The organism is Burkholderia aenigmatica (genome assembly GCF_048627025.1).
Classification (GTDB): domain Bacteria; phylum Pseudomonadota; class Gammaproteobacteria; order Burkholderiales; family Burkholderiaceae; genus Burkholderia; species Burkholderia aenigmatica.
Window position 1 is genome coordinate 652570 of sequence record NZ_CP184469.1, and the last position, 23025, is coordinate 675594.

At 66.8% G+C, this 23025-nt stretch carries 19 protein-coding genes and 2 pseudogenes; 10 read left to right on the top strand and 11 right to left on the bottom strand.

Going from position 1 to position 23025, the window contains the following annotated elements; all coding sequences use genetic code 11:
• Positions 1-524 precede the first annotated feature (524 nt).
• Positions 525-1763, bottom strand: a complete 1239-nt coding sequence (lysA, locus tag ACN8ZM_RS20010; protein ID WP_420212161.1) for a diaminopimelate decarboxylase — start codon at positions 1761-1763, stop codon at positions 525-527.
• A gap of 109 nt (positions 1764-1872) precedes the next feature.
• Here lysA and ACN8ZM_RS20015 point away from each other — a divergent pair, with 109 nt between their 5' ends.
• Positions 1873-2787, top strand: coding sequence for a LysR family transcriptional regulator (locus ACN8ZM_RS20015; RefSeq protein WP_420212162.1), 915 nt, complete (start codon positions 1873-1875; stop codon positions 2785-2787).
• Positions 2788-2842: 55 nt separating this feature from the next.
• Positions 2843-3442 carry a GNAT family N-acetyltransferase gene (locus ACN8ZM_RS20020; protein WP_420212163.1) on the top strand — a complete coding sequence of 200 codons (600 nt, stop codon included), beginning with the start codon at positions 2843-2845 and terminating at the stop codon, positions 3440-3442.
• A 106-nt stretch (positions 3443-3548) separates the two neighbouring features.
• Here the strand turns inward: ACN8ZM_RS20020 and ACN8ZM_RS20025 are convergent, their stop codons facing one another.
• The gene (locus tag ACN8ZM_RS20025; RefSeq protein ID WP_043179983.1) at positions 3549-4127 is read right to left on the bottom strand and encodes a DUF4142 domain-containing protein; all 579 of its coding nucleotides are present in this window, start codon (positions 4125-4127) and stop codon (positions 3549-3551) included.
• A 394-nt stretch (positions 4128-4521) separates the two neighbouring features.
• A complete protein-coding gene (locus ACN8ZM_RS20030; protein WP_043179982.1) occupies positions 4522-5145 on the bottom strand; it encodes an HAD hydrolase-like protein in 624 nt (207 codons plus the stop codon).
• Positions 5146-5273: 128 nt separating this feature from the next.
• Here ACN8ZM_RS20030 and ACN8ZM_RS20035 point away from each other — a divergent pair, with 128 nt between their 5' ends.
• Together ACN8ZM_RS20035 and ACN8ZM_RS20040 are read left to right on the top strand one after the other, a co-directional pair.
• Entirely contained in the window at positions 5274-5807 is a 534-nt protein-coding gene (locus tag ACN8ZM_RS20035; RefSeq protein ID WP_420212164.1) for a GNAT family N-acetyltransferase, read from the top strand.
• A 57-nt stretch (positions 5808-5864) separates the two neighbouring features.
• Positions 5865-6083, top strand: coding sequence for a DUF1653 domain-containing protein (locus ACN8ZM_RS20040; protein WP_006480837.1), 219 nt, complete (start codon positions 5865-5867; stop codon positions 6081-6083).
• Between the two features lie 51 nt (positions 6084-6134).
• Here the strand turns inward: ACN8ZM_RS20040 and ACN8ZM_RS20045 are convergent, their stop codons facing one another.
• From ACN8ZM_RS20045 to ACN8ZM_RS20055, 3 genes and pseudogenes are all read right to left on the bottom strand, one after another.
• Positions 6135-7346: a winged helix-turn-helix domain-containing protein gene (locus ACN8ZM_RS20045; RefSeq protein WP_420212165.1), complete on the bottom strand. Its 1212-nt coding sequence runs from the start codon at positions 7344-7346 to the stop codon at positions 6135-6137.
• A 373-nt stretch (positions 7347-7719) separates the two neighbouring features.
• Positions 7720-9108 carry an MFS transporter gene (locus ACN8ZM_RS20050; protein WP_051889747.1) on the bottom strand — a complete coding sequence of 463 codons (1389 nt, stop codon included), beginning with the start codon at positions 9106-9108 and terminating at the stop codon, positions 7720-7722.
• A 241-nt stretch (positions 9109-9349) separates the two neighbouring features.
• Positions 9350-9538, bottom strand: a pseudogene (locus ACN8ZM_RS20055) (darcynin family protein); the annotation flags it as partial.
• A gap of 170 nt (positions 9539-9708) precedes the next feature.
• Here ACN8ZM_RS20055 and ACN8ZM_RS20060 point away from each other — a divergent pair.
• Together ACN8ZM_RS20060 and treA are read left to right on the top strand one after the other, a co-directional pair.
• Positions 9709-10338: a TetR/AcrR family transcriptional regulator gene (locus ACN8ZM_RS20060; protein WP_089452276.1), complete on the top strand. Its 630-nt coding sequence runs from the start codon at positions 9709-9711 to the stop codon at positions 10336-10338.
• Positions 10339-10474: 136 nt separating this feature from the next.
• On the top strand, positions 10475-12226 hold the full coding sequence (gene treA, locus ACN8ZM_RS20065; protein WP_420212166.1) for an alpha,alpha-trehalase TreA: 1752 nt from the start codon (positions 10475-10477) through the stop codon (positions 12224-12226).
• A gap of 96 nt (positions 12227-12322) precedes the next feature.
• On the opposite strand, the gene ACN8ZM_RS20070 is transcribed toward treA, so the two are convergent.
• Both ACN8ZM_RS20070 and ACN8ZM_RS20075 read right to left on the bottom strand, forming a co-directional pair.
• Positions 12323-13810, bottom strand: a complete 1488-nt coding sequence (locus ACN8ZM_RS20070; protein WP_420212167.1) for a carbohydrate porin — start codon at positions 13808-13810, stop codon at positions 12323-12325.
• A 117-nt stretch (positions 13811-13927) separates the two neighbouring features.
• A complete protein-coding gene (locus ACN8ZM_RS20075; RefSeq protein WP_043179966.1) occupies positions 13928-14197 on the bottom strand; it encodes a hypothetical protein in 270 nt (89 codons plus the stop codon).
• 1102 nt (positions 14198-15299) lie between these two features.
• On the opposite strand from ACN8ZM_RS20075, the gene ACN8ZM_RS20080 reads away from it, so the two are divergent.
• The gene (locus ACN8ZM_RS20080; RefSeq protein WP_175022165.1) at positions 15300-15437 is read left to right on the top strand and encodes a hypothetical protein; all 138 of its coding nucleotides are present in this window, start codon (positions 15300-15302) and stop codon (positions 15435-15437) included.
• A gap of 119 nt (positions 15438-15556) precedes the next feature.
• Positions 15557-17203, top strand: a complete 1647-nt coding sequence (locus ACN8ZM_RS20085) for an NRAMP family divalent metal transporter (protein ID WP_420212168.1) — start codon at positions 15557-15559, stop codon at positions 17201-17203.
• Positions 17204-17340: 137 nt separating this feature from the next.
• On the opposite strand, the gene ACN8ZM_RS20090 is transcribed toward ACN8ZM_RS20085, so the two are convergent.
• On the bottom strand, positions 17341-18246 hold the full coding sequence (locus ACN8ZM_RS20090) for a helix-turn-helix transcriptional regulator (RefSeq protein ID WP_420212169.1): 906 nt from the start codon (positions 18244-18246) through the stop codon (positions 17341-17343).
• A gap of 284 nt (positions 18247-18530) precedes the next feature.
• On the opposite strand from ACN8ZM_RS20090, the gene ACN8ZM_RS20095 reads away from it, so the two are divergent.
• Both ACN8ZM_RS20095 and asnB read left to right on the top strand, forming a co-directional pair.
• Complete coding sequence (locus ACN8ZM_RS20095; RefSeq protein WP_043179961.1) at positions 18531-19364, top strand: helix-turn-helix transcriptional regulator; 834 nt, start codon at positions 18531-18533, stop codon at positions 19362-19364.
• A gap of 266 nt (positions 19365-19630) precedes the next feature.
• Positions 19631-21598: an asparagine synthase (glutamine-hydrolyzing) gene (asnB, locus tag ACN8ZM_RS20100; protein WP_420212170.1), complete on the top strand. Its 1968-nt coding sequence runs from the start codon at positions 19631-19633 to the stop codon at positions 21596-21598.
• Between the two features lie 19 nt (positions 21599-21617).
• On the opposite strand, the pseudogene ACN8ZM_RS20105 reads toward asnB, so the two are convergent.
• Positions 21618-21809 (bottom strand): annotated as a pseudogene (locus ACN8ZM_RS20105) (lytic transglycosylase); the annotation flags it as partial.
• 493 nt (positions 21810-22302) lie between these two features.
• Positions 22303-22710 carry a winged helix-turn-helix domain-containing protein gene (locus ACN8ZM_RS20110; RefSeq protein WP_043179956.1) on the bottom strand — a complete coding sequence of 136 codons (408 nt, stop codon included), beginning with the start codon at positions 22708-22710 and terminating at the stop codon, positions 22303-22305.
• Positions 22711-23025 lie beyond the last annotated feature (315 nt).

The following is a 23025-nucleotide window of genomic DNA, read 5'->3' on the forward strand; positions in this document are numbered from 1 at the left end:
GTGAGCGGGAAGTCGATGCAGCGTGAGGCGGCGGGCGTGGCTGTCCGCCGTGCGCGATGCCGTGCGTTACGGCATGCGTTCGTGGGCGATGAAGGACGGGTGCGCGTACGGATGGATGACGCAGGCGCGTGAGCAGCAGCGAAGGCCGGCGTGTGCGGCGAAGCGTTCAAGCGTGCGATTCATGATTGCCCGTGCAGCATTGCGAGTGTGGTGGACCGGATGCATCGTCGATGCGTATCCGGCGACAGGAATGCGGTGCGACTGAGGGCAATCTTAGTTTTGTCAAAAGGGAATGTGTTTCCAAAGATGCGTGCACTTTTCACGCGACGTGGAATGTTTTTCTCTGCGTGCGAAAGGTGGCGCATGCGATCTGCTGCGGTTGCGCACGATGAGAGAGATCAGGTGCTACGGTGCGGGCGGACGGTTGCTCCAGGCTGCGATCCGGCCGTGCGTCGAAAAGCAAAACGGCCAGGCTGCCGTGAGTGGCAAGCCTGGCCGTTGGCCTTCGTGACGCGGGATGCGCGTTACTCGAACGTTTCGAGCGCGAGCAATTCGTCGATCGTCTGCCGGCGGCGGATCAGCCGCGGCGTGCCGCGATCGACGAGCACTTCCGGCGCGAGCGGCCGGCTGTTGTAGTTCGAGGACATCGACGCACCGTATGCGCCCGCGTCGTGCAGGAACAGCAGGTCGCCGATCTGCGGCTGCGCCAGCTTGCGGTGCGTGACCACACCGCCCGCGTCCTGCGTGAACACGTCGCCCGATTCGCACAGCGGCCCCGCGATCGCGAGATCGACGAGCGGCCGGCCGGCCGGCAGCGCGCCATCGTGCGTGTGCACCGACACCGCGTGGTAGCTGCCGTACATCGACGGGCGCATCAGGTCGTTGAAGCCCGCGTCGATCAGCACGAAGTCGTGCTTCGGCCGGCGGTTGACGGCCTGCACTTCGGTGACGAGCGTGCCGGCTTCGGCGACGAGGAAGCGGCCCGGTTCGATCTCGATGCGCACCGGGTGGCCGAGATGCCGTTCGATCCGCTTGCGCGCGGCATCCCACTGGCTGAAGTAGTGGCCGACATCGACGCGCGGCTCGCCGTCGCGATACGGGATCGACAGGCCGCCGCCGGCCGAGATCGCGTCGATGTCATGACCGAGCGACGTGACGAGATCGACCATCGCATCGCACACCTGCGACAGGTGGCCGTAGTCGACGCCCGACCCGATATGCATGTGGATGCCGACGAGCTTCAGCCCGTACTGGCGCACGATCTCGATCGCGCGCGGTACGTCGTCGATCCAGATGCCGTGCTTGCTCTGCGGGCCGCCGGTATTGGTCTTGTTGCTGTGGCCGTGGCCGAAACCGGGGTTGACGCGCAGCCACACGCGATGGCCGGGCGCGTGCTCGCCAATGCGGGCGAGCATGTCGAGCGAACCGGCGTTCACGGTCACGCCGTGCTTCAGCACGGCCGCGAGTGTCGGGCGGTCGATCAGGTCGGCCGTGAACACGACGCCTTCCGGTTCGCCAGAAGGGCTGAACCCGGCCGCGAGGCTGCGCTCGATCTCGCCGAGCGATACGGCGTCGACGCACGCGCCTTCTTCGCGCATCAGCTTCAGGATATGGACGTTCGAGTTCGCCTTCTGCGCATAGCGGATCACGTCGAACTGACGCAGTTGGGCGATGCGGTCGCGGATGACGTCGGCGTCGTACACCCACAGCGGGGTGCCGTATTGCTGCGCGAGCGTCGCGAGCTGGCGGGAATCGAGAGACATGGCAGATGAATCGGGTCGAATGAACGGATAGCATGAATGATGCGCCTAATTGTCTATACAGTAAAATGCCTGTTTATCGATATTCGATTCATATCTGATATAGACGATCATGCTCACGCACCGCCATATCGAGGTCTTCCGCGCGCTGATGGTTACCGGCAGCACGACGCGCGCGGCCGAGATGCTCTATACGTCGCAACCGACGATCAGCCGCGAGCTCGCGCGCATGGAGCAGGTCGTCGGCTTCGCGCTGTTCGAGCGCGCGCACGGCCGGCTGCGGCCGACGATGGCCGCGCTCACACTGTTCGACGACGTGCGGCTTGCGTATGTGGGGCTTGAACGCGTCGCGGCGACGGCCGCGCGGCTGCGCGAATTTCGCGACGGTCAGTTGTCGGTGATCGCGCTGCCGGCGTTCTCGCACGCGATCCTGCCTGGCGCGTGCCGGCGTTTTCACGAGGCCCACGCGGGCGTCAGCGTATCGGTGGCGACGCAGGAATCGCCGGTGCTCGAAGAGTGGCTGACCGCGCAGCGTTACGACCTCGGGCTGACCGAGCACGACGTCGCGCCGGCCGGCACCGTGCTCACGCCGTTGCTCGAAGTCGACGAAGTGTGTGTGTTGCCCGACGGCCATCCGCTGCTCGCGCAGGATGCGATCGATCTGCTGGATCTCGCCGATCGTCCGTTCGTGAGCCTGTCGCTGAACGATCCGTACCGCATCCTGATCGACGAGGCGTTCGCGCAGCTCGGCGTCGCGCCGCGCTCGGTGGTCGAAACACCGTCGGCGGTGTCGGTGTGCGCGTTCGTGCGGCAGGGGCTCGGTGCCGCGATCGTCAATCCGTTGACCGCGCTCGATTTCGTCGGGCGCGACCTGCACGTGCGGCCGCTCACGCGGTCGTTTCCGTACCGGGTCAGCGTGATCATGCCCGAGCACCGTCCCAAGAGCCTGCTCGTCGATGCGTTTGCCGATGCGCTGCGCGGCGAGGCGAAGGCGATCCGCCGCCGGTTGGCAACGCTGCTCGGCTGACGCGGCCGTATGATGGGCGTTTCGCCGCCATCGTCGCCTCTTTCCGGAACCCTTCATGACCGACGCTTCCGCTTCCCTCGAACCACCGATCCTCACCGGCGAACGCGTCGAACTGAGGCCGCTCGATTCATCCGACCGGCAGGCGCTGCTGGACGCGGCTGCCGACGGCCAGTTGTGGAACCTGAAGGTCACGGTCGTGCCGGGCCCGGAGACGATCGACGCGTATATCGCGACCGCATTGCAGGGCCGCGCCACCGGCACCGTGATGCCGTTTGCGATCGTCGATCGCGCATCGGGCCGCGTGATCGGCAGCACGCGCTTCTGGAAGATCGATCGCAAGAACCGCAAGCTCGAGATCGGCCATACGTGGCTGAGCGAATCGGCGCAGCGCACGCGTGCGAATACCGAAGCGAAATGGTTGTTGCTGGGCTATGCGTTCGACGTGCTGCAGTGTGTGCGCGTGCAGTTCACGACCGACGAGCTGAACGAGAAATCGCGCGCGGCGATCCTGCGGCTCGGTGCGAAGCAGGAAGGCATCGTGCGGCACGAACGGATCATGCCGGATGGCCGCAAGCGCAATTCGGTGCGCTTCAGCATCATCGACGACGAATGGCCGGAAGTGCGTGCGCGGCTGTTGGCGAAGCTCGCGACGTAACGCGTGAAGCGTGACGTCGGATGTGCGTCGCGCCGCCGGAAGGGGAGCGGCGACGCGACGACAGGGGAAGCAGCGCGCCGCACAGGATGCGCGGCGCTGCGGCGCGTTACTGCGCCGAGGCGAGGTGGTGGCGTTCCGCGAGCTTCTGCGCGTCGGCGTAGTGCTTCTGCAGGATCGGCAGCGACTGGCGGGCGACTTCCTTCAGCTTCGTGTCGCGGCCCGACGCGATTTCGGCCTGGAATGCCGAGATGGCCTTCTGCTGGCCGGCGAGCGCGACCTGCTCGATGTACGCCTTGTCGAACTCGGCGCCGCGCAGGCTCTTGATGCTGTTCAGCACCGACGTGTCGGGGTCGTTGGCCGGCACGTCGACGCCGCGCGGGCTGGCTGCGCGCATCGCCTGGATGATCTTTTCATCGTCGGTCGACACGCGTTGCGCGAACGCCTTGACCTGGCTGTCCGACGTGCGCGAATCGGCGATGCGCGCCGCGTCGTGCTGCGTCGACACGGTCTTCGTGCCGTCCGTGATGAAGGCCTGGTCGGCTTCGTGGATGCGCGTCGCGGCGGCGGCCGGTGCGTTCGGTGCGGCCGGTGCCGGTTGTGCGGTTTGCGCGGTCGCCGTCACGGCGACGAGAAGCAGGCCAGCGGCAGACAAAGCAAGGCGCGAGACTTGGGGAAAGCGGTTCATGGGACCTCCTTTCGATCGGGGCTCTGGTTGAAAAACGGATCACGTGATCCGTCGCTGTGCGAGAGACCGGGCGCGCCCGGGCCGGATTCGACCGCCGCTCTGCCGCGGCGCCGGTCGACGTGTTTCCCGACCCGACCGATTCTAGGAGAGCGATCCGGTAGCAGGTGCAACCGCGCTGTGGTTTGTGTAACGGTTGGTAAGACGAATCGATGAGCAAGCGCGCCGACAGGTATTGCGTACCTGTCGGGTGTGCGATGGCGGCAATTTTTGCGTGCAGGCGACGGGCGAAAGGCACGTGCGTGTCATCTGCTTTTCATCGTCTTGTTGCGGTGTCGTGCGATGCCGAGCGCATCGCACGATGGGCCGAAGCGGATGCGCGCAGCGCGCAAATGCGTCACACGCGATCGAGCAATGCGTCGAGACGCGGCAGCAACGGTGTCGCGCAATGCGCCTGCAACGCGTCCGGCGCGGTGTAGCCCCACGCGACGCCCTGGAATGCAATGCGCGCGCGTCGTGCCGCGTCGGCGTCGCGGATTTCATCGCCGACATACAGCACTTCATCGTTGCGCACGCCGGCCTCGTGAACGAGTGCGCGCAGGCGACGTGCCTTGCCGAACAGCGGAATGCCGCACGCGAAATGCTCGACACGGCTGCTGGCGTGCGGGCCGAGCCGGTCGCGCACGATCGCCTCGGTATTCGACGTGGCGATCGCGATGCGGATGCCGCGCGCGGCGAGCGCGTCGAACGTTTCGTCGACACCGGGGAACAGCGCCACTTGTGCGACGCGCGGCTGCATCAGGCGACGCATGTCGATCGTCACGCGCGGCACTTTCCACATCGGCACCTCGAGTGCACGAATGATGTCGCGGGCCGACATGCCGCGCAGTGCCGGGCGCAGCTCGGGTGTGGCGTCGCGAAAGCCGTGCAGGCGCGACGCTTCCGACAGCGCCGCGAGAAAGCTGTCGAGCGAATCGGCGAGCGTGCCGTCGAAGTCGAATGCGATGAGACGGTAGGGCATGAAGCGGCGTGGCGGGTTGATTGGGCAGGCGACATTGTCACCGAATCGAGGTCCAGTGCTTGCACGGTCGGTTGCGGTTGCGGCTGCGGCGACGTGAGAGCGTCGAGCCGCTTCTTCGTCTCGTCCGGATGACCGCCGCCGCTTGTCGCCCCTCGCGCCGCGCGGTATCGTCAGCGTTTCGCCTGCCACCACACCAACCGGAGACCGACGTGCCCGCTGCCACCCCTGCCACCCCTGCCACGCTGAGATTTTCCACCGACAAGCGCGAACTCGACGTCGACGCGATCTTCGACTTCCTGCATCGCGACGCGTACTGGTCGCAGGGCATTCCGCGCGACGTGGTCGAGCGAGCGATCGAAGGCTCGCTGTGCTTCGGCGCCTACGTGGGCGACCGGCTCGTCGGGTTCGCGCGGCTCGTCACCGATCACGCGACGTTCGCGTACCTGTGCGACGTGTTCGTGCTGCCGGCCGAGCGCGGCAACGGCTACGGCCGCGCGCTGATCGATCACGTGTTCGCGCAGGAGATGGTGCAGGGCCTGCGCCGCATCATGCTCGTGACGTCCGACGCGCACGAGTTGTACCGGCCGGTCGGCTTCGGGCCGTCCGCGAATCCCGAGCGGGTGATGGAGATCCGCCGCCCGGACATCTACGCGAAACGCTGACGCGCGGCGCAGCGCATACAATACGCGCTTTCCGTTTTTGCCGAAGAGAAGCCCATCATGACCGAACAGGAAGCCGAACAGCTCGCGACACATCGCCATTACAAGGGCGGGCTGTATCGCTACATCGGCGTCGCCCGCCATTCCGAAACCGAGGAATCGGTGGTCGTGTACGAACATCTGTGGCCGCATGCGCGCGGGCTGTGGGTGCGGCCGGAAGCGATGTTCAACGGGAACCTCGAAGACGGCACGCCGCGTTTCCGCAAGCTGCGCGACTGATTGACGGCCGGCGGCGCGCGGCGCCGCCGTGCCAGCCGGCTGCGTGACCGTCTACGCGCCGGCCAGCGCCTTCACCAGCTCCGGCGGGGCCTGCCCGACCGTGACTTCCGGCGTGCCGTGCCACGCCGCGAGCTTCTTCACCGCTTTCGCGACATCCGCTGCGAGCCCCGTGCCGAACCGCACGCCCGGCTCGACATGCACGACCTTCAGTTCGAACGTGCCGAGCGTGCGATGCGCCTTCGCGTCGATGCGCCCGACCAGCCGGCCGCGATGCAGCACCGGCAGGCAGAAGTAGCCGTAACGCCGCTTGTGCCCGGGCGTATAGCATTCGATCGTGTAATCGAAACCGAATAGCGTCGATGCACGCCGCCGGTCCCAGACGACCGGGTCGAACGGCGACAGCAGCGTCGTGACCGTCGAGCGCAGCGCGTCGGCCTGCGCGGCCGGCAGCAACGCTTCGAGCGAGCGATGCACGTAGGCCGGCTCCTTCCAGTCGTCGATCGCCACCGGGATCAGGTCGCCCGCGTCCGCGAGCTGCTCGAGCTCCGCGCGGTACGAACGGCGCGGCAGCCGATAGTAGTCGGCCACCCAGTCCGCGCGCACGACGCCGAGCGCGCGGCACGTGTAGTCGAGCAGCGCGGGCAGCACGGCGTGGCGGGGCGGCAGGTCGCGCGTGTCGTCCCAGTCGGGCAGCACGCGCTCGCGCACGTCGTACACGCGCTGGAAATTGCGGCGTTCCGACACCATCAGGTCGCCCGTCGTGAACAGCACTTCCAGGTGCTGCTTCTCGGGCTTGCGATCCCACCAGCCGTTGCCTTTCACGCCATCCTCGCGGGCGAAATCGGCCGAGCGGACGGGGCCCCCGTCGCGAATCCGCGCGAGCAGCCGTTCGATGTCCGGACGATTCTGCTCATGCCACTCGGCTGCGTACTTCCAGCCCATCCCTGACGGATCGAGCATCTTGTAGCGCATCAGGCCGAACTGCTCGACCGGCAGGAAGCACGCTTCGTGCGACCAGTATTCGAACAGGCGCGCCTCGGCGAGATGCTCGTCGAGCCACTGCGGCGAGAAATCGCCGAGACGGCTGAACAGCACGAGGTACGGGCTGCGCGCGACGACGTGGATGGTGTCGATCTGCAACTGCGCCATCCGGCGGATCGTGTCGAGCACGTCGGACTTGGTCGCCTTGCGGCGGGGCGGGGTCAGCAGGCCCTGCGCGGCGAGATGCAGCGCGCGGGCGGCGGCGGGCGAGAGCGTAAGCATCGGAAGGGCGGCCGGGAGTGATGGTCGGGAACCACTTTAGCGCGAAAGCGGCGCGCGCGTGCGACGTGCCGATGCATCGTGTCTGACAATGGTTGACAGATGCGTTTCGCAAGTTTCCCTATAGTGCAGTTCATGGCGCGACGATAAAGACGCGCAACGATTTTGCTTCCGACGCACATATGTCCATGGCACGCAGGAAGCGAATCCGGGATTCTCAACCCCCATCGGGAGACCCGGAGCCCTGAGCGGACATCCATGCGGCTGTGCACCGGCCCCGTGTGGATGTCCGCTGATTTTTTTGTTTTTCCGGTTTGCTTCGTGGGCGGTTTTTCGTTCTGCCCCTTTCGTTATTTCCCGCTCGTCTGCCTGATCGCTATTGCCGCTTGCCGCGCGCGACTTCGTCGCCGGCGCCGGGCGGCAACCGCCGCGTGATCGGAATCGACGCGAACGAGCACAGCCCGACCACGAGAAACGCGGGCCAGAAATCCGACCACACCATCTTCTGATGACCTTGCAGCCAGTGCGAGATGTGCAGCACGAGGCCGGCCACCGTCACGCCCAGGCCGAGCGACATCTGCTGCACGACGCTGCCGAGGCTCGTCGCGCGGCCCGCATCGCGCGGCGAGATGTCCGCGTAGATCATCGAGTTCAGGCTCGTGAACTGCAACGCGGGGAAGATGCCGCCGACGAGCACGATCAGCCAGATTGCCCAGGTCGCCATGCCGGGATGGAACACGCCGTACGCGGCGATCGCGAGCCCCGCGAAGGCCGCGTTGTAGATCAGCACCGTGCGGAAGCCGAAGCGGCGCAGCGTATGGGTGGCCGTCGAGCGGCTCATCGCGCCGCCGAACGCGGACGCGCACGTGATGAGCCCCGAATGGAACGCGCTCATGCCGAGCCCTTCCTGCAGCGCGAGCGGCAGCAGGAACGGCACCGCGCCGAGGCCGATGCGGAACAGCGACCCGCCGACGACGCTCGCGTGATACGTGGGAATCTTCAGGAAGCTGAGGTCGAGCACCGGCCGCTCCTTGCGGCGCGCGTATGGCACGTAGAGCGCGAGCAGGACGGCGCCGGCCACGCACATGACGAGCGCGTTCGAGCGCGACGTGAGCGAACCGTCGATCAGCGTGAGGCCCATCAGCAGCAGCGCGGCGCCGCTGGCCGACAGCAGGAAGCCGAACCAGTCGAGCGGGCCGGGATCCGGTTCGCGCGTATTCGCGATGTGCTTGCTCGCGAGGTAGATCCCGTAGATGCCGATCGGCACGTTGATGAAGAAGATCATCCGCCAGTGCAGGTAGGTCGTGATGAAGCCGCCAACCAGCGGCCCGACCGTGGGCCCGAACAGCGCGGGAATCGCGAGGTAGTTCATCGCGCGCACGAGATCCGAGCGCGGCACCGCGCGGAAGATGATGATGCGGCCGACGGGCACCATCATCGCGCCGCCGACGCCCTGGATGAAGCGTGCGAACGTGAGCACGCCGAGGGAACTGGATGCCGCGCACATCAGCGAGCCGACGACGAAGATGCCGATCGCGGTGCGGAATACGGAGCGTGCGCTGAAGCGGTCGGCCAGCCAGCCGCAGATCGGGATGAACACGCCGAGCCCGACCACGTAGGCCGTGATCGCAATGTTCAACGTGACGGGGCTGTGCCCGAAGTCCCTCGCCATCGCGGGCAGGGCGGTGACGATGATGTTCGCGTCGACGCTTTCCATGAACAACGCACAGGCAACGATGAGCGGTGCTAGAAAGACGGGCGACATGGGCTGGGCGCGCGGTAAAGGCGTCATTATGCCCACAATGTGACCGTTGAGTCACGTACGACAACAGTTGTTCCGCATGTTGCAACAGTCGTCTTTTTTGCGGGCGGTATGGAAAGAACGACTGCGCAAACGCGGCGCTTGCATCGTGTCTGCATGCTGCACGGGTCGGGACGGCGGACGGTGCGACCTTGCCGTCGTTGGACGCATTCACGTACTCGACACCCGACAGGATCCCGACGATGTCGCCGTCGCGATCCAGGGGCGGCATCTCGCGAAGCGCCTCGATCACGTGTTCGCATGCCTGGCGATTCTGTGCGTCCCTGATCCACACGTCGGTCACGCGCGCCGAGGAGAACCCGGTGTCGTCGAAGCGCGGCGACGTGCTTACGCCGTGAGTCTTGCGGATCGGCGCGATGGGTTCGCGCCGCAGTCGTCAGCGTTCCGGCACGGGGCGGCCGGGCCATTCGGGGCGCGTCTTCACGAGGACGCACTGGGTGGACGGGGGCGCAGTGGGCTGGGCACGCTGATTCCTTTTGACGGCGTGGAAGGGCGTTTCTAGAATATGAGCGTTTGCTCATATTGGAAACTCGCGTTCCAGCCATGTCCGAATCGTCTCCACGCATCCCGCTGTCACCACGCAAGGCGCCGCGACAGCGCCGCTCGGTGGCCACCGTCGACGCGATCGTCGAGGCGGCTGCTCGCATTCTGGAGCGCGACGGCTTCGACGGGTACACGACGAACGCGGTCGCGGCACTGGCCGGCGTCAGCATCGGCTCGCTCTATCAATACTTCCCGAACCGCGATGCGCTGACGGCCGCGCTCGTCGAGCGCGAGAGTGCGCATTTGCTCGACGACGTCGACCGGGCTGGTGCGCTGTCGTCATGCGACGACGTACTGCGCGCACTGGTACGCGCGGCCGTCGCGCACCAGATGCGCCGTCCCGTGCTCGCGCGGCTGATCGATTTCGAGGAGGCGCGGCTGCCGCTCGGTGCGCGCACCGCACGCGTCGCGGATCGCATCCACGCGACGCTGCTGCATGCGCTCGCGCAGCGCGATGCGCCGCGCGTCGCTGCGCCCGACGTCGTCGCGCACGATCTGCTCGCGATCGTGAAGGGGATCGTCGATGCGGCGGGGGCGCGCGGCGAGGCCGATGCGGATGCGCTCGATGCGCGGGCGTGGCGGGCCGTACGCGGTTATCTGCGCGAGTCGCGCGAATCGAAACTTGCTTGATGTGCGCGTTTCGTGCGACAGTCGGACCCACTCGCAGCACAAAACGACGCGCATCGATCGAGGGCCATCGAAACGAGCGCGCGCGCGAACGAGACCTCGTGCCGACCCACTCACCATCGAAAGGAGGGGACACGTCATGACGTCACGTCGTGCCGCATCGATTGCATCTCGCTTCGCTAGCCGCTTCCCAACGCGCTTCTCGCTCCGTCTTTCACCGCCTCTCGCGCCGCCCGCACCGCGTCTTCGCTGGGCCGCCGCACTGGCCGTCGCGTATCTCGCGGTGGCCGGCTGCGCCGCGCAGGCCGACAACGCGAACCAGGCCGCCGTGCAGGCGGCTGCCCGGTCGGCACCGCCAACTACGGCCGCGGTTGCCGGCCCCGCGTCGGGCACGCTGCTGACGCCGCCGAGCCAGCTCTACGGCGACCTGTTCGTCGCGGTGCAGACTGCGCAGATCTATCCCGACCAGAAGACCTTCGTCGACGCGACGCCCGACAGCGATCCCGCGACGATCGTACAGTTGTATCAGCAACAGAAATCGCAGCCGGGCTTCTCGCTGAAGGCGTTCGTCGGCCAGCATTTCACGCCGCCCCCGGAAAGCGGCGTGACGCCGCCGCCGAACCAGACGCTGCGCCAGCACATCGACTGGCTGTGGCCGCAGCTCACGCGCACGAGCGCGACGGTGCCGCCCTACGGTTCGCTGATCCCGTTGCCGAAGCCGTATGTCGTGCCGGGCGGCCGCTTCCGCGAAGGCTACTACTGGGATACCTATTTCACGATGCTCGGGCTGCAGGTGTCGGGCCGCGAGGATCTCGTCGACGACATGCTCGACAACTTCGCCCATCTGATCGACACGATCGGGCACATCCCGAACGGCAACCGCACGTACTATGCGAGCCGCTCGCAGCCGCCGTTCTTCGCGTACATGGTCACGCTCGCCGCGCAGGCCGAAGGCGACAAGGTCTATCAGAAATACCTGCCGGAACTGCGCAAGGAGCATGCGTACTGGATGCAGGGCGAAGCCACGACACCGCGCGGGCAGGCCGCGCGCCACGTGGTCGCGATGCCCGACGGCGCGGTGCTGAACCGCTACTGGGATGCGAGCGATACGCCGCGCGACGAGTCGTATCTCGAGGACGTGACGACCGCGAAGTCGGTGCCGGCGCGTCCGGCGAGCGAGGTCTACCGCGACCTGCGCGCGGGCGCCGAAAGCGGCTGGGACTACAGCTCGCGCTGGTTCGGCGACGGCAAGACGCTTGCGACGATCCGCACGACGTCGATCGTGCCGGTCGACCTGAACAGCCTGATGTTCCATCTCGAGACGACGATCGTGAAGGGCTGCACGGTCACGCGCGACGTGGCATGCGTGACCGATTTTTCAGCGCGCGCGGCGCGGCGTGCGGCCGCGATCAACCGTTATCTGTGGAACCGCCGCGGCTACTACGGCGACTACGACTGGCAACTGCGCAAGCCGCGCGACGCCGTGACGGCCGCTGCGCTGTATCCGTTGTTCGCGGGCGTCGCGTGGCCCGAGCGTGCGAAGGCGACCGCGCGCGAGGTGCGCAAGACGCTGCTGCAGCCGGGCGGCCTCGCGACGACCACCGAGAACACCGGGCAGCAGTGGGATGCGCCGAACGGCTGGGCGCCGTTGCAGTGGATCGCGATCGACGGGCTGCGGCGCTATGGCGAACCGGCGCTTGCGAAGGATATCGGCACGCGCTTCCTGTCCGACGTGAAGCACGTGTATGCGACCGAGGGCAAGCTCGTCGAGAAGTACGTGGTCGAAGGGGCCGGCACGGGCGGCGGCGGGGGCGGCGAGTATCCGCTGCAGGACGGTTTCGGCTGGACCAACGGCGTCACGCTGAAACTGCTGGGGCTGTACGGCGAGTGACGCGCGGCGCGGGCCGCGCGCTTGCGCCGCAAGAGAACGCACGGGCCGGACTGTCGCGCAAGCGGCCGTCCGGCCCGTGTTTGCATCCGGGTTGCGTCAGAACGTGATCGTCGTGCGCACGCCGACCACCGTTTCGTCGCCGATGCGCGCACCGGGCGCGTTCGGATTCGGGATGCCGCCGCCCGGACGGAAGAAGTGCTGCAGGTCGGCCTGCATCTGCCACCACGGCGTGACCTGGTACTGGTAGGTCGCTTCGACGACCGTCTCCGCGCGGCGCACCGGGTAGCCGGGCGTCGTGTAGACGCCGGTGTCGCCGTCGAGGCCGCGCGCATGCGAGCCGATCTTCGCGTAGCCGACCGCGATGCCCGCGACGTCGTTGTCGCGTCCCTTGAACGGCGCCTTCAGCGTCACGCCTGCGTTAGCAGCGAAATCGACGGTATTGCGATCGCCCGGCGCGCCCATCACGCGCGCGAACACGTTGACCGAGCGCGGGCTGTCGGCCGACGGCCTCCATACCATCTGGTCCGCGACCGCATAGAACGAGTAGTTGCCGCGATGGGTGGCGGCAATGCCGTTGCTGTCCGGATTCGCGAGCGACAGGCCGTCGGTGCCGTAGCGCGGGTCGCTCGCATGCTGCGACTGATACCAGAAGCCAAGCTTGTACGTGCCCGGCAGGCCGGCGGGTTGCGGCGCCTTCGGATCGGCGGGCGGCGCGTTCAGCGCGTACTGCACTTCGCCGATCACGAATGCGCCGCTGCGCAGGTTGAAGTTGGTGCCGTGCGCGTTCAGCACTTGCGCGTCGCCGTCGGTGCGGCCGGCCGGGTTGCCGTCGAACACGCCGACCATCGCGGTCCACGCATCGGCCGGCTTCACGCGCAGCCGCACGCCGAGCGACGACAGCGGATATGCGGGGCCGCCGGCCGGCAGGTCGGTCGACGGCAGCACGGGCCAGCCGAACGTGGCGTTCATGAACGTCGCCGCGTTCTGGCTCACCATGAATTCCTGGTCGACGCTCTGCTGGCCGACCTTCACGTCGACCTTGCCGTCGAGCAGCGACTGCTGGTACCAGAGTTCCCACAGGCGCGTGGTCGAATTCGCCTCGATGCCGGTCGCGGTCTGCAGCGTCTGCAGATAGCGCTGCGTGAGGTTGGTGCCGTGAATCTGCAGTGCCGATACGTTGAACGTGCCGCCCGGCAGTCCGACCGCCTTGCCCGTGTCGACGTTGAACCCGAATTGCGTGAGCCCCTGGTACGCGCCGCCGCGATTCGTGCCGCCCGACGTGTTGTACAGGTACTCGCTGGTTTCCTGCAGGCTCAGCGTGACGCCGTGATCGCCGAGCACGTCGCGCAGGCCGCCCATGTTGCCGAGCAGGTTCGAGCGTTCCCAGAAACCGGTGGGAGCGGGCGCGGCAGCATCGGCGGCCTGTTGTGCGGGAGCGGCGGCGTCGCTGGCGCCGGCCGCGGGTTCGGCCGCGGCGGGCGGCGTCGATTGCGCGAACGCGGGCGCCGCGGCGAGCGACAGCAGCAGCGTGGCGAGCGCATTGAGGCGGAGCTTGCGCGGGACGGGTTCGAGATAGTTCTTCATGTGGGTTCCGTTGACGGTTTGATTAGTTAAGCTGAAGAAACGAAAACGTAGTGCGAGAAGCGTGGCGAGGCGGTCGCGCGGCGGTACGGGGCACGTCGTCCCGCCGCGCAGCAGGGCTTACGGCAGCCAGCCGCCGATGCGCCACACCTGTGCAAAGCCGAGGCGCGGCGCGGCCGAGCACAGCATCGCAACGAGCGCGACGGCGGCCGCCATTGCGGCGACCAGCAGGCAGTCGAGCGGGCGGGGCGTCGCCGGCACATGGGCGAGCGCCGTGCCGCGCCAGTTGCTGAACGCGTGGGCGAGCGGCGAGAGGCCGGAAACGAACGAGCGGTCGCATGCGACATGCACGATGCGCTTGAGTCTGACCGCGAACGATTGAAGAAACATGACGCTGCCTCCGTCCGGTCCGGCGCGGGCCGGACGACGTGATCGAGCGCGGGCGCACGATGCGACCTGCGATCGGAGGGTGGAACGTAATGGAGCGTGCGACGGACGAACCGGCGATGGCCGGCCCGGAAGGAAGCGCGCTAACCCGACGAATGCGAGCTAGCGGCGAAAGACATGCGTCTGGCTGCTATCTCGCGATGGCTTGGCCGGCCTGGACCGGCATCGAACTGCAACTAGAGCATGTGTCCACGGAGGGACTCCCTTGATGAATTGCGGCGGATTGTATGCGTGTCGTTTGCTGCAGCGCAAGTAAAAAACGCATAAAAGTGGCGCACGTTGCGCGGGCGCCTCGGCAGCGCGTTCCGGCGCGGGACGGGCAACGGACGGGCAACGAATGGACAACGGATGAGCAGCAGACGAGCACGGCGGGAGGCGCCGCCCCGTTGTTCATACGCATTGGCCACCGACTGCGCGATGCGTCCTGAAAGGTTGTGCCGCGTGTTTTCAAGGGCAATTCTTTCAGTGATGTGGCGCGAGAAATTTATTTCGAGAAATGGGGTTTCGAGGGGTTGACTTCACTTTCGGGCCGTCCATAGAATCCGCCATCTTCACTTTTGGGGCCGCCGCCTTGGACGCCTGCAGTAGTCGATCTTCGAACGAAATTTCCGCCTGAGCGACCGACGTCCGCGCCTCATCGAAGCCGCCGTTTGTCTCCCAGGCAAACGGTGCGCGCAGCAGTATTCCGCAGTAACCCCCTACGTGCACCCTGATTCGCGCCGGTTAGCGTGATGCGTTTTCGCATGCGCCGTCCGGTTTCACCGCCGCCTGGCAGGCGGCCGCGTTCGCGCACGCTTTTCCCGTGCTCGCGAATCCCGGCCCGCAGGCCTGACGGCGGTCAACCGTGTTCTCCCGAACACCGCACAGGAGCCGCCATGAACGACAGTGACAGTTGTCCCTTATGCCCGTTGCACACACCGACCCTTTTGAACCCGGGTCGCAGGGACAATCCGGCGCACTAGCCTGACACGTCGTTCAGGCCCCGGACTGGCCCCGCGCCCACCACGCGGCCGGCACGCCTGCCGTCGCCGCACGGAGCCAGATCATGAACTTCGGCCTTCTGCTGTCGAATCTCCCGCACGTCACGGAATCGCGCAACCACTACGACGCGATGCTGATGCTCGACGCCCGTCCGCGGGTGTTCTCCCGCCTGTTGAACCAGCTGAAATCGTTGATCCACTGAAGCAAGAAGCACTGCGCGTGCCTCGGCATGCGCACGTGCGGCCGCCATCGAGCGGCCGCCCCGCGCGCATTCCAAGGTCACACGCTTATCAGATAACCCTTAGCCGTACGGAATAAATCATGTCCACGCCATCCAACGTTTCTCCACCAATCGCCGCCGAACGCAGTGCCGTGCTCGACGAAGCCCACCTGGGCGACATCCGCGGCGCGCTCGGCACGATCTCGCGCCACGACACCGGTGCACGCAGCACGTGGTGGGCGCGCCTGCGCACGCTGCTCGCCATCATCGGCCCGGGCCTCATCGTGATGGTCGGCGACAACGACGCCGGCGCCTTCGGTACCTACACGCAGGCGGGGCAGAACTACGGCACGACGCTGCTGTGGACGCTGCTGCTGCTCGTGCCCGTGCTGTACGTGAACCAGGAAATGGTGCTGCGCCTCGGCGCGGTGACGGGCGTCGGCCATGCACGCCTGATCTTCGAGCGCTTCGGCAAGTTCTGGGGCGCGTTCAGCGTGATCGACCTGTTCCTGCTCAATGCGCTCACCATCGTCACCGAGTTCATCGGCATCACGTTCGTGCTGGATTTCTTCGGGCTGCCGAAGGTGGCCGGCGTGTGCGTGGCCGCGGCGCTGACCATGGCCGCGGTGAGTACCGGGGATTTCAGGCGCTTCGAGCGGTTCGCGATCGGGCTGTGCCTGCTGAGCCTGCTGCTCGTGCCGGTGCTCGTGTCGATCCATCCGCCGGTGGCGCAGATCTCGCGCGACTTCTTCGTGCCGAACTGGCCCGCCCATGCGAAGCTGTCCGACGTGATGCTGCTCGTGATCGGTATCGTCGGCACGACGGTCGCGCCATGGCAGTTGTTCTTCCAGCAGAGCTACGTGATCGACAAGCGCATCACGCCGCGCTTCATGAAGTATGAAAAGGCGGACCTGTGGATCGGCATCGCCTTCGTGCTGGTCGGCGCAGTCGCGATGATCGCGTTCTCGGCCCAGCTGTTCGCGGGTCATCCGGAGTTCGGCAACTTCACCGACGCCGGTGGCATCATCGCGGGCCTCGAGAAGTATTCGGGCCGCACGAGCGCGACGCTGTTCGCGGTCGCCTTGCTCGACGCGTGCATCATCGGCGCGGCGGCCGTGTCGCTGTCGACCGCCTATGCGATCGGCGACGTGTTCAAGATCCGTCACTCGCTGCATCGTAACGTGTCGGACGCGAAGGGCTTCTATCTCGTCTACTTCGGCATCGTCGCGGCCGCTGCAGCGCTGGTGCTGATCCCGGGCAGCCCGCTGGGCCTGCTGACGGAAGCCGTGCAGACGCTCGCGGGCGTGCTGCTGCCGAGCGCGACCGTGTTCCTGCTGCTGCTGTGCAACGACAAGCAGGTGCTTGGCCCGTGGATCAACTCGACGAAGCTCAACGTGTTCACGGGCGCGGTGATCTGGGTGCTCGTGATGCTGTCGATCATCCTGACCGCTTCGGTGATGTATCCGGACATCAGCGGTGAAGCGATCCTCGACGTGCTGGTGGGCGGCAGCGTGTTCGCGATCGTCGGCTATCTCGCGACGGTGCTGATTCGCCGCAACAAGCGCGTCGTCGAACCCGGCGTCGACCGTACGCAACGCGATACGTGGCGCATGCCGCCGCTCGACACGCTCGAGCCGCAGAAGATGACGCTGACGACGCGCGTGTGGATGGCCGTGCTGCGCGGCTATCTCGTGATCGCGGTCGGTCTCGTGATCGTCAAGGTGGTGCAGATGATGCTGGTGAAGTAACGCAGGTCGTCTTCCAGGAAGCGGCGCCGGACCCGGCACCGCGCCGCAACCCGCACATGCCGGCCTCCGTGGCCGGCATGTGCGTTTACGCGTCCGCTTGCGACGCGACGCGCCGCGCACGCGGTACGGTGCGGCCGTCAGATCAGTTCGAGTTTCGACGTCAGGTACGTGAGCTGGATCCGGTTCGCGACGCCGAAGCGTTTGCGCAGCTTGCGCAGGTGATAGTCGACGTTGTGCGCGCTGGTGTCGAGGCGCCGGCCGATCTCCTTGTCGGAGGCGCCTTCGGCGATGCCGAGCAGCAGTTCCTGCTCGAACGGCGTGAGCTCGTTCACCGCGCGCTCGCGCGACGTCGAGATCAGTTGCGGCGACGCGAACTTGTGGACCGACAGCCCGATCGACAGCGCCTGCTCGATCGTCGCGGGCGTGATCCATTCGCGTGTGCGGCGCGGCGCGGTGAAGCTCATGAACGCGTGCAGCCGCGTGCCGGGCACGGCCATCGAATACATGACGCCGCTGCACATCCCGTCGTCCTGCATCGTCTGAAGGAAGCCGTCGAGCGCGGCCGGCGTCACGCGCGGGCCGGCGTCGCGCTCGCGGTGTTCGCGGCGCAACTGCTGCAGGTCCCACACGATCGGCATGTTGCACACGCGCGCGCCGAGCGTGCGCGGATCGATGTCGTGATGGTTGTGCCGTACGTAGTCGCCGCGATAGGTGGCCGGCGTGAATGCTTCGTGCAGGTAGAGACTTTCGACCCGCTCGTGCGCGAATTCGAGCGCGAAGTACGCGAACGTCGAGAAGCCCGTCAGATGCAGCAGGCTCGCGACGATCCGGCTGCGCTCGGCGGTGCTCTGCGCGTGCGCGAGCGTATCGGCGACGCCGAGCTTCGGCGCGTGCGGCTGCGTGAGCTCGCCGCGTTTCACGTCGTCGCACCAGACGACCTGCACCGGGCGCTCGCGCAGCGCGTCCGGGCACGCGTTCAACCCGTGCGACGGACCGGGAAAAGTTGGGGCGACCGCTTCTTCATGCAATGCAATATCGGACATGAGCCATCCCTCGGAATCGACGCGCATCGCCTGGCGGCGGCCGTATCGTGTACGGCATTCGCGGCGGTGCGATCGAGCATCGGTGTGATATGCGCCGATCGTCATCCCTGACGAAACGCGGGGGCATTGTACAAAAATGCCGGTGTACGCGTAATATGCCGTAATACTAATGGCGGCGAAAGATTCCTATTCGCACGCCTATAACGAAGACCAGAAAATCCATAAAGAAAAGACCAGATCGTGACGGGGCGCAGGTTCACATATTGGGAAAGGGCGGGCTCCTCATGGCATATGCTGACGGCGCACCACGCGTCGAGTGGTTTTCGCAGGCCGATATCGCAACGGCTGCGGCTTATTCGAATGAATATCAGGCAATCGGGCATGACGTTTTTACCGGCATTCAAATTGAATCCGGTAAAAGCGACCTTGCCCCGGTCGATTTTGCGCAATGCCATGCGCGATTGCGGCAAATCGGTTTCAGTACGCTCGGTTACGGCGCTTTCGAAATGATCGGGCGGCGCATCCTGTGCGCGCATCTGCTTCGCGACCTCGCGCCCGCGACGTTCATGCAGCCGTTTATCGAAGGCATGCTCTACGAGAGCGACCCGCGGTTCGCGCAGGTGCGGCAGAGCGGCTTTCCGGTCGCGTGGCAGCTCGACGAGATCGAGGCGGCCGCGCAGGGCAGCGGCGACCGCAAGATGCTGGCGCTCGCCGGCCATCTGCGCGCGCATGCGATGAACAGCGGCGTGCTGTTCGGCCTGTCGGCGCCGCGCCTCGACCTGCGCGTCGCGGTGAACGTGACGTCGGAGACGCACGGCACCGAATGGATCGACGATCGCGTGATCGGCGGCGCGCTGTCGGTCAGCCTCGCGGTGCATCGTGTCGCGCTGCCGTTCCTCGAGGCACGCATCGCACGCATGCGCGGCTTCGCACTCGGCGACGAACAGCAGCAGGTGCTCGACCGCCTCGTGCACGGGCTGTCCGACCAGGAGATCGCGAGTGCGCTGCGCACGTCGCTGCACAAGGTCGGCCACCATATCCGCTCGCTCGAGAAACTCTTCAACGTGCAGAACCGCGCGCAGCTTGCGTATCTGGCGGCGCGCCGGCTGCCGTCCTGACGCAGTCCGTCCCCGGTTTTCTCCGCGTGATCCGATGACCGTCGGGCCGGCCCGCCTGTGGCCGGCCCGACGGGCCGATTCGGCCGCGCGCGCCGCCGCGATGCGTACACGATGCTTGACAGCGTTTTTTTCGAGTGATTTCAGCATTCACCAGTGAATTATTGCTGATTTATTTCTTCGTAATATGGCTCGACCGTCACGCCGGACGGCGGGCCGCGAGGTTGCGCCATGCGTGACGGAACTGGTCAACAGGGGCGGAAAAATCAATGTGCGGAATCGACGGCTTTCTGAATAGCGTCGCCATCGATGAGGAGACAGCGCGCGGCACGCTCGCGCGCATGACGGCAAGCCTCGCGCATCGCGGGCCGGACGGACAGGGGATCTGGGTCGATCCGGAAGCCGGCATCGCGCTCGGCCACCGGCGGCTCGCGATCGTCGACCTGTCGGTACACGGCCGACAGCCGATGGCATCCGCGTGCGGCCGCTACGTCATGGTCTTCAACGGCGAAATCTACAACCATCGCGAACTGCGCGCCGAGCTCGAGCGCGCGGGTCGCGCACCGGCGTGGCGCGGCCACTCCGACAGCGAGGTGCTGATCGCGGCGATCGTCGCGTGGGGTGTCGAAGCGACGCTGCGGCGTGCGACCGGCATGTTCGCGATCGCGCTGTGGAATCGCGAATCGCGCGTGCTGACGCTCGCGCGCGACCGGATCGGCGAGAAGCCGCTCTACTACGGCCGGATCGGCGACGCGCTCGTGTTCGCGTCCGAGCTGAAGGCGCTGCGCGGCTACCCGGGCTTCGACGGCGCGATCGACCGCGATGCGCTGTGCCTGTATCTGCGCCAGTCGAGCGTACCCGCGCCGCACACGATCTATCGCGGCATCCACAAGCTGCCGCCGGGCACGTATATCCAGTTCGAGCATGCGCGCGACATGCCGCGCCTGCGTGCGTACTGGACGCTCGATCAGGCAATCGAGGACGGTCGTGCGCAGCCGTTCGAGGGTAGTGCCGACGAGGCGGTCGGTCAGCTCGACGTGGTCTTGCGCCAGGCCGTCGCGCGGCAGATGGAGGCCGACGTGCCGCTCGGCGCGTTCCTGTCGGGCGGCGTCGATTCGTCGGCGATCGTCGCGCTGATGCAAGCGCAATCGGCGACGCCGGTCGACACGTTCACGATCGGCTTCCACGAAGCCGGCTATGACGAAGCCGGTTATGCGAAGGCGGTCGCGCGCCATCTCGGCACGCGCCATACCGAGCTGTACGTCACGGCCGACCATGCGCTCGACGTCGTGCCGAAGCTGCCGTCGATCTACGACGAGCCGTTTTCCGATGCGTCGCAGATCCCGACCTTTCTCGTGTCGGAGCTGACGCGCCGGCACGTGAAGGTGAGCCTGTCCGGCGACGGCGGCGACGAGCTGTTCGGCGGTTACACGCGCTACTTCCTGACGCCGCGCCTGTGGCGCAAGTTGCATCGCGTGCCGGGCGCCGTGCGCGCGCGGATCGCCGCCGCGCTGCATGCGTTGCGGCCCGATCACGCGGACCAGCTCGCGGCCGTCGCACAAGGAGCGTGGGGCGGCGTGGAGGCACGCGAATCGGCGACGCGCATCGGCGATCGCCTGCACAAGCTCGGTCACGTGATGACGGCCGAGAGCCGCATCGGGCTGTACCGGCTGCTGATGTCGTCGGTGCATCATCCCGAGCGCCTTGCGCTGTCGGGCCAGGAGCCGGCGACACCGCTCGACACCGTATCCGCATGGCCCGCGCACCTGAGCTTCGCCGAGCAGGCGATGGCGATCGACACGCTCACGTACTTGCCGACCGACATCCTCGCGAAAGTCGATCGCGCGGCGATGGCCGTGAGTCTCGAAACGCGCATGCCGTTCCTCGACCATCACGTCGTCGAATTCGCGTGGCGCGTGCCGGCGGAGGTGCGTTTGCCGGAAGGGCAGTCGAAGGCGCTGCTGCGCCGGCTGCTCGACCGGTACGTGCCGTCCGCGCTGATCGACCGGCCGAAGCAGGGTTTTTGCGCGCCCGTCGATCACTGGCTGCGCGGTTCGTTGCGTGACTGGGCCGAGGCGCTGTTGCGGCCGTCGCGGTTGCGCGAGGAGGGCTTCTTCGATGCGGCCGCGGTCGAGCGTCTGTGGCGGCAGCACCAGACCGGCCGGATGAACTGGCAGCACCAGCTGTGGACGGTGCTGATGTTTCAGGCGTGGCTGGAAGCGCAGCGCGCCGCGTAAGCGGGCACGCTGTGCGTCGTCACTGATCGAGGCAGCGCGTGCAGTGCTGCTTCGCGTCGTTCGCGTGCGGGCCGCGGCACCGCGTCGTCACGGGCCGCGCATGGCACGAAGGCGGATCGGCGGAGGCCGCCGGCGACGCTTGCCGACGGGCGCGATCGGGCGGCGTGGTCGCGACGGCATCCATCCGTCGCTGGCGTGCGGGCGGCGTGTCGCGCCCTGTGCTGTCTTCATCCGGGTTGCCCGACGTCGTCGACGCGACGTGAAGCGTGTGGTCGTTCGCCGCGTGTGCGAGGGGCGGCGCGGCGCACGCGAGCGCAACCAGGGCACACAGGCAGGCGACAACGGTTCGCGAATCACACATCTTCATGGTCGTTCCGTTCGTTCAGGGGCCGGCGGCGCGGAGGGCGCGCGGGGGCTGCGTCGATTGTAGGGACGGCAATGGTCGTGTGTCACGCCGGAATCCGTAGTCCCGGGCATGGGCGGCGGCGGCCGGCGCGGTGGCGACGAAGCGTGACGATGCGCGGACGCGGGCGTCCAAAAGCGACCGCCGCCCGGAGGCGGCGGTCGGGTCGCGACTGGCTGGCGGGCCGGGCGGCATGCAGGCCGCGCCCGACGGGCGGGCCGCGAGGCGCTGCGGAGCGGCGCAGCGCGGTGGGGGGAGTGTGGCCGGCGCGCCGCGACGGCGCGGCGCGTGGGGCGAAGCGTCAGGCGTAGTCGGCGGCCATCGCGGCCATCGCAGCCTGCGGTGCGATGCGCAGGAGCGGCGCCGCTTCGTGGCGCTCGACGTGCGTCATCGCCGCACCGAACAGCACCAGGCGATAGCCGACGGCGTAGATAGGGATGATCCGCAGGTTCTTGTCGTGATCGAGCTGCAGCTTCGAGCGGATACGCGAGATATGGGTGTCGAGCGTGCGCGACGACACGCCGAGTTCTCGGCCCCACACGGCTTCCTGGATTGCCTGCCGCGGCACGATCTTGTTCATGTTGTCGAGCAGGAATTCGACGACGTCGAATTCACGCGGCGTGACGTCAACGACTTTGTTGTCGATTTCGATCGTGCGGCGCACGAAGTTGATTTTTATGTTGTCGATGTACAGGTATTTGCAATCCATGGTGGCCCTCGCATGTCCGTAAAGGAGTGTTTGCGGGTCCTGTGCTGCAACTTTCGGGCCAGGGAGCGGATCGTCATGTGTCGACGGGGGACGGTGCCGGTGCAAGCGGCGTGGCGGCCTTGAATTTAAAAGAATTTTTAACGGGAGGCGCGGAACGGGTGGAAAAGGGGTCGGGGCGACATTGAAGGATTGTTACGTAGCATCGGTGGGCGACGTTACGGGCGTTACGTCGGGCGTAACGTGTGGGGAGAGGCGGGAATCGAGGTTGCGAAACGTTGCTGCGGCCGGATCGCGAACCCTACATCAAACCCGACA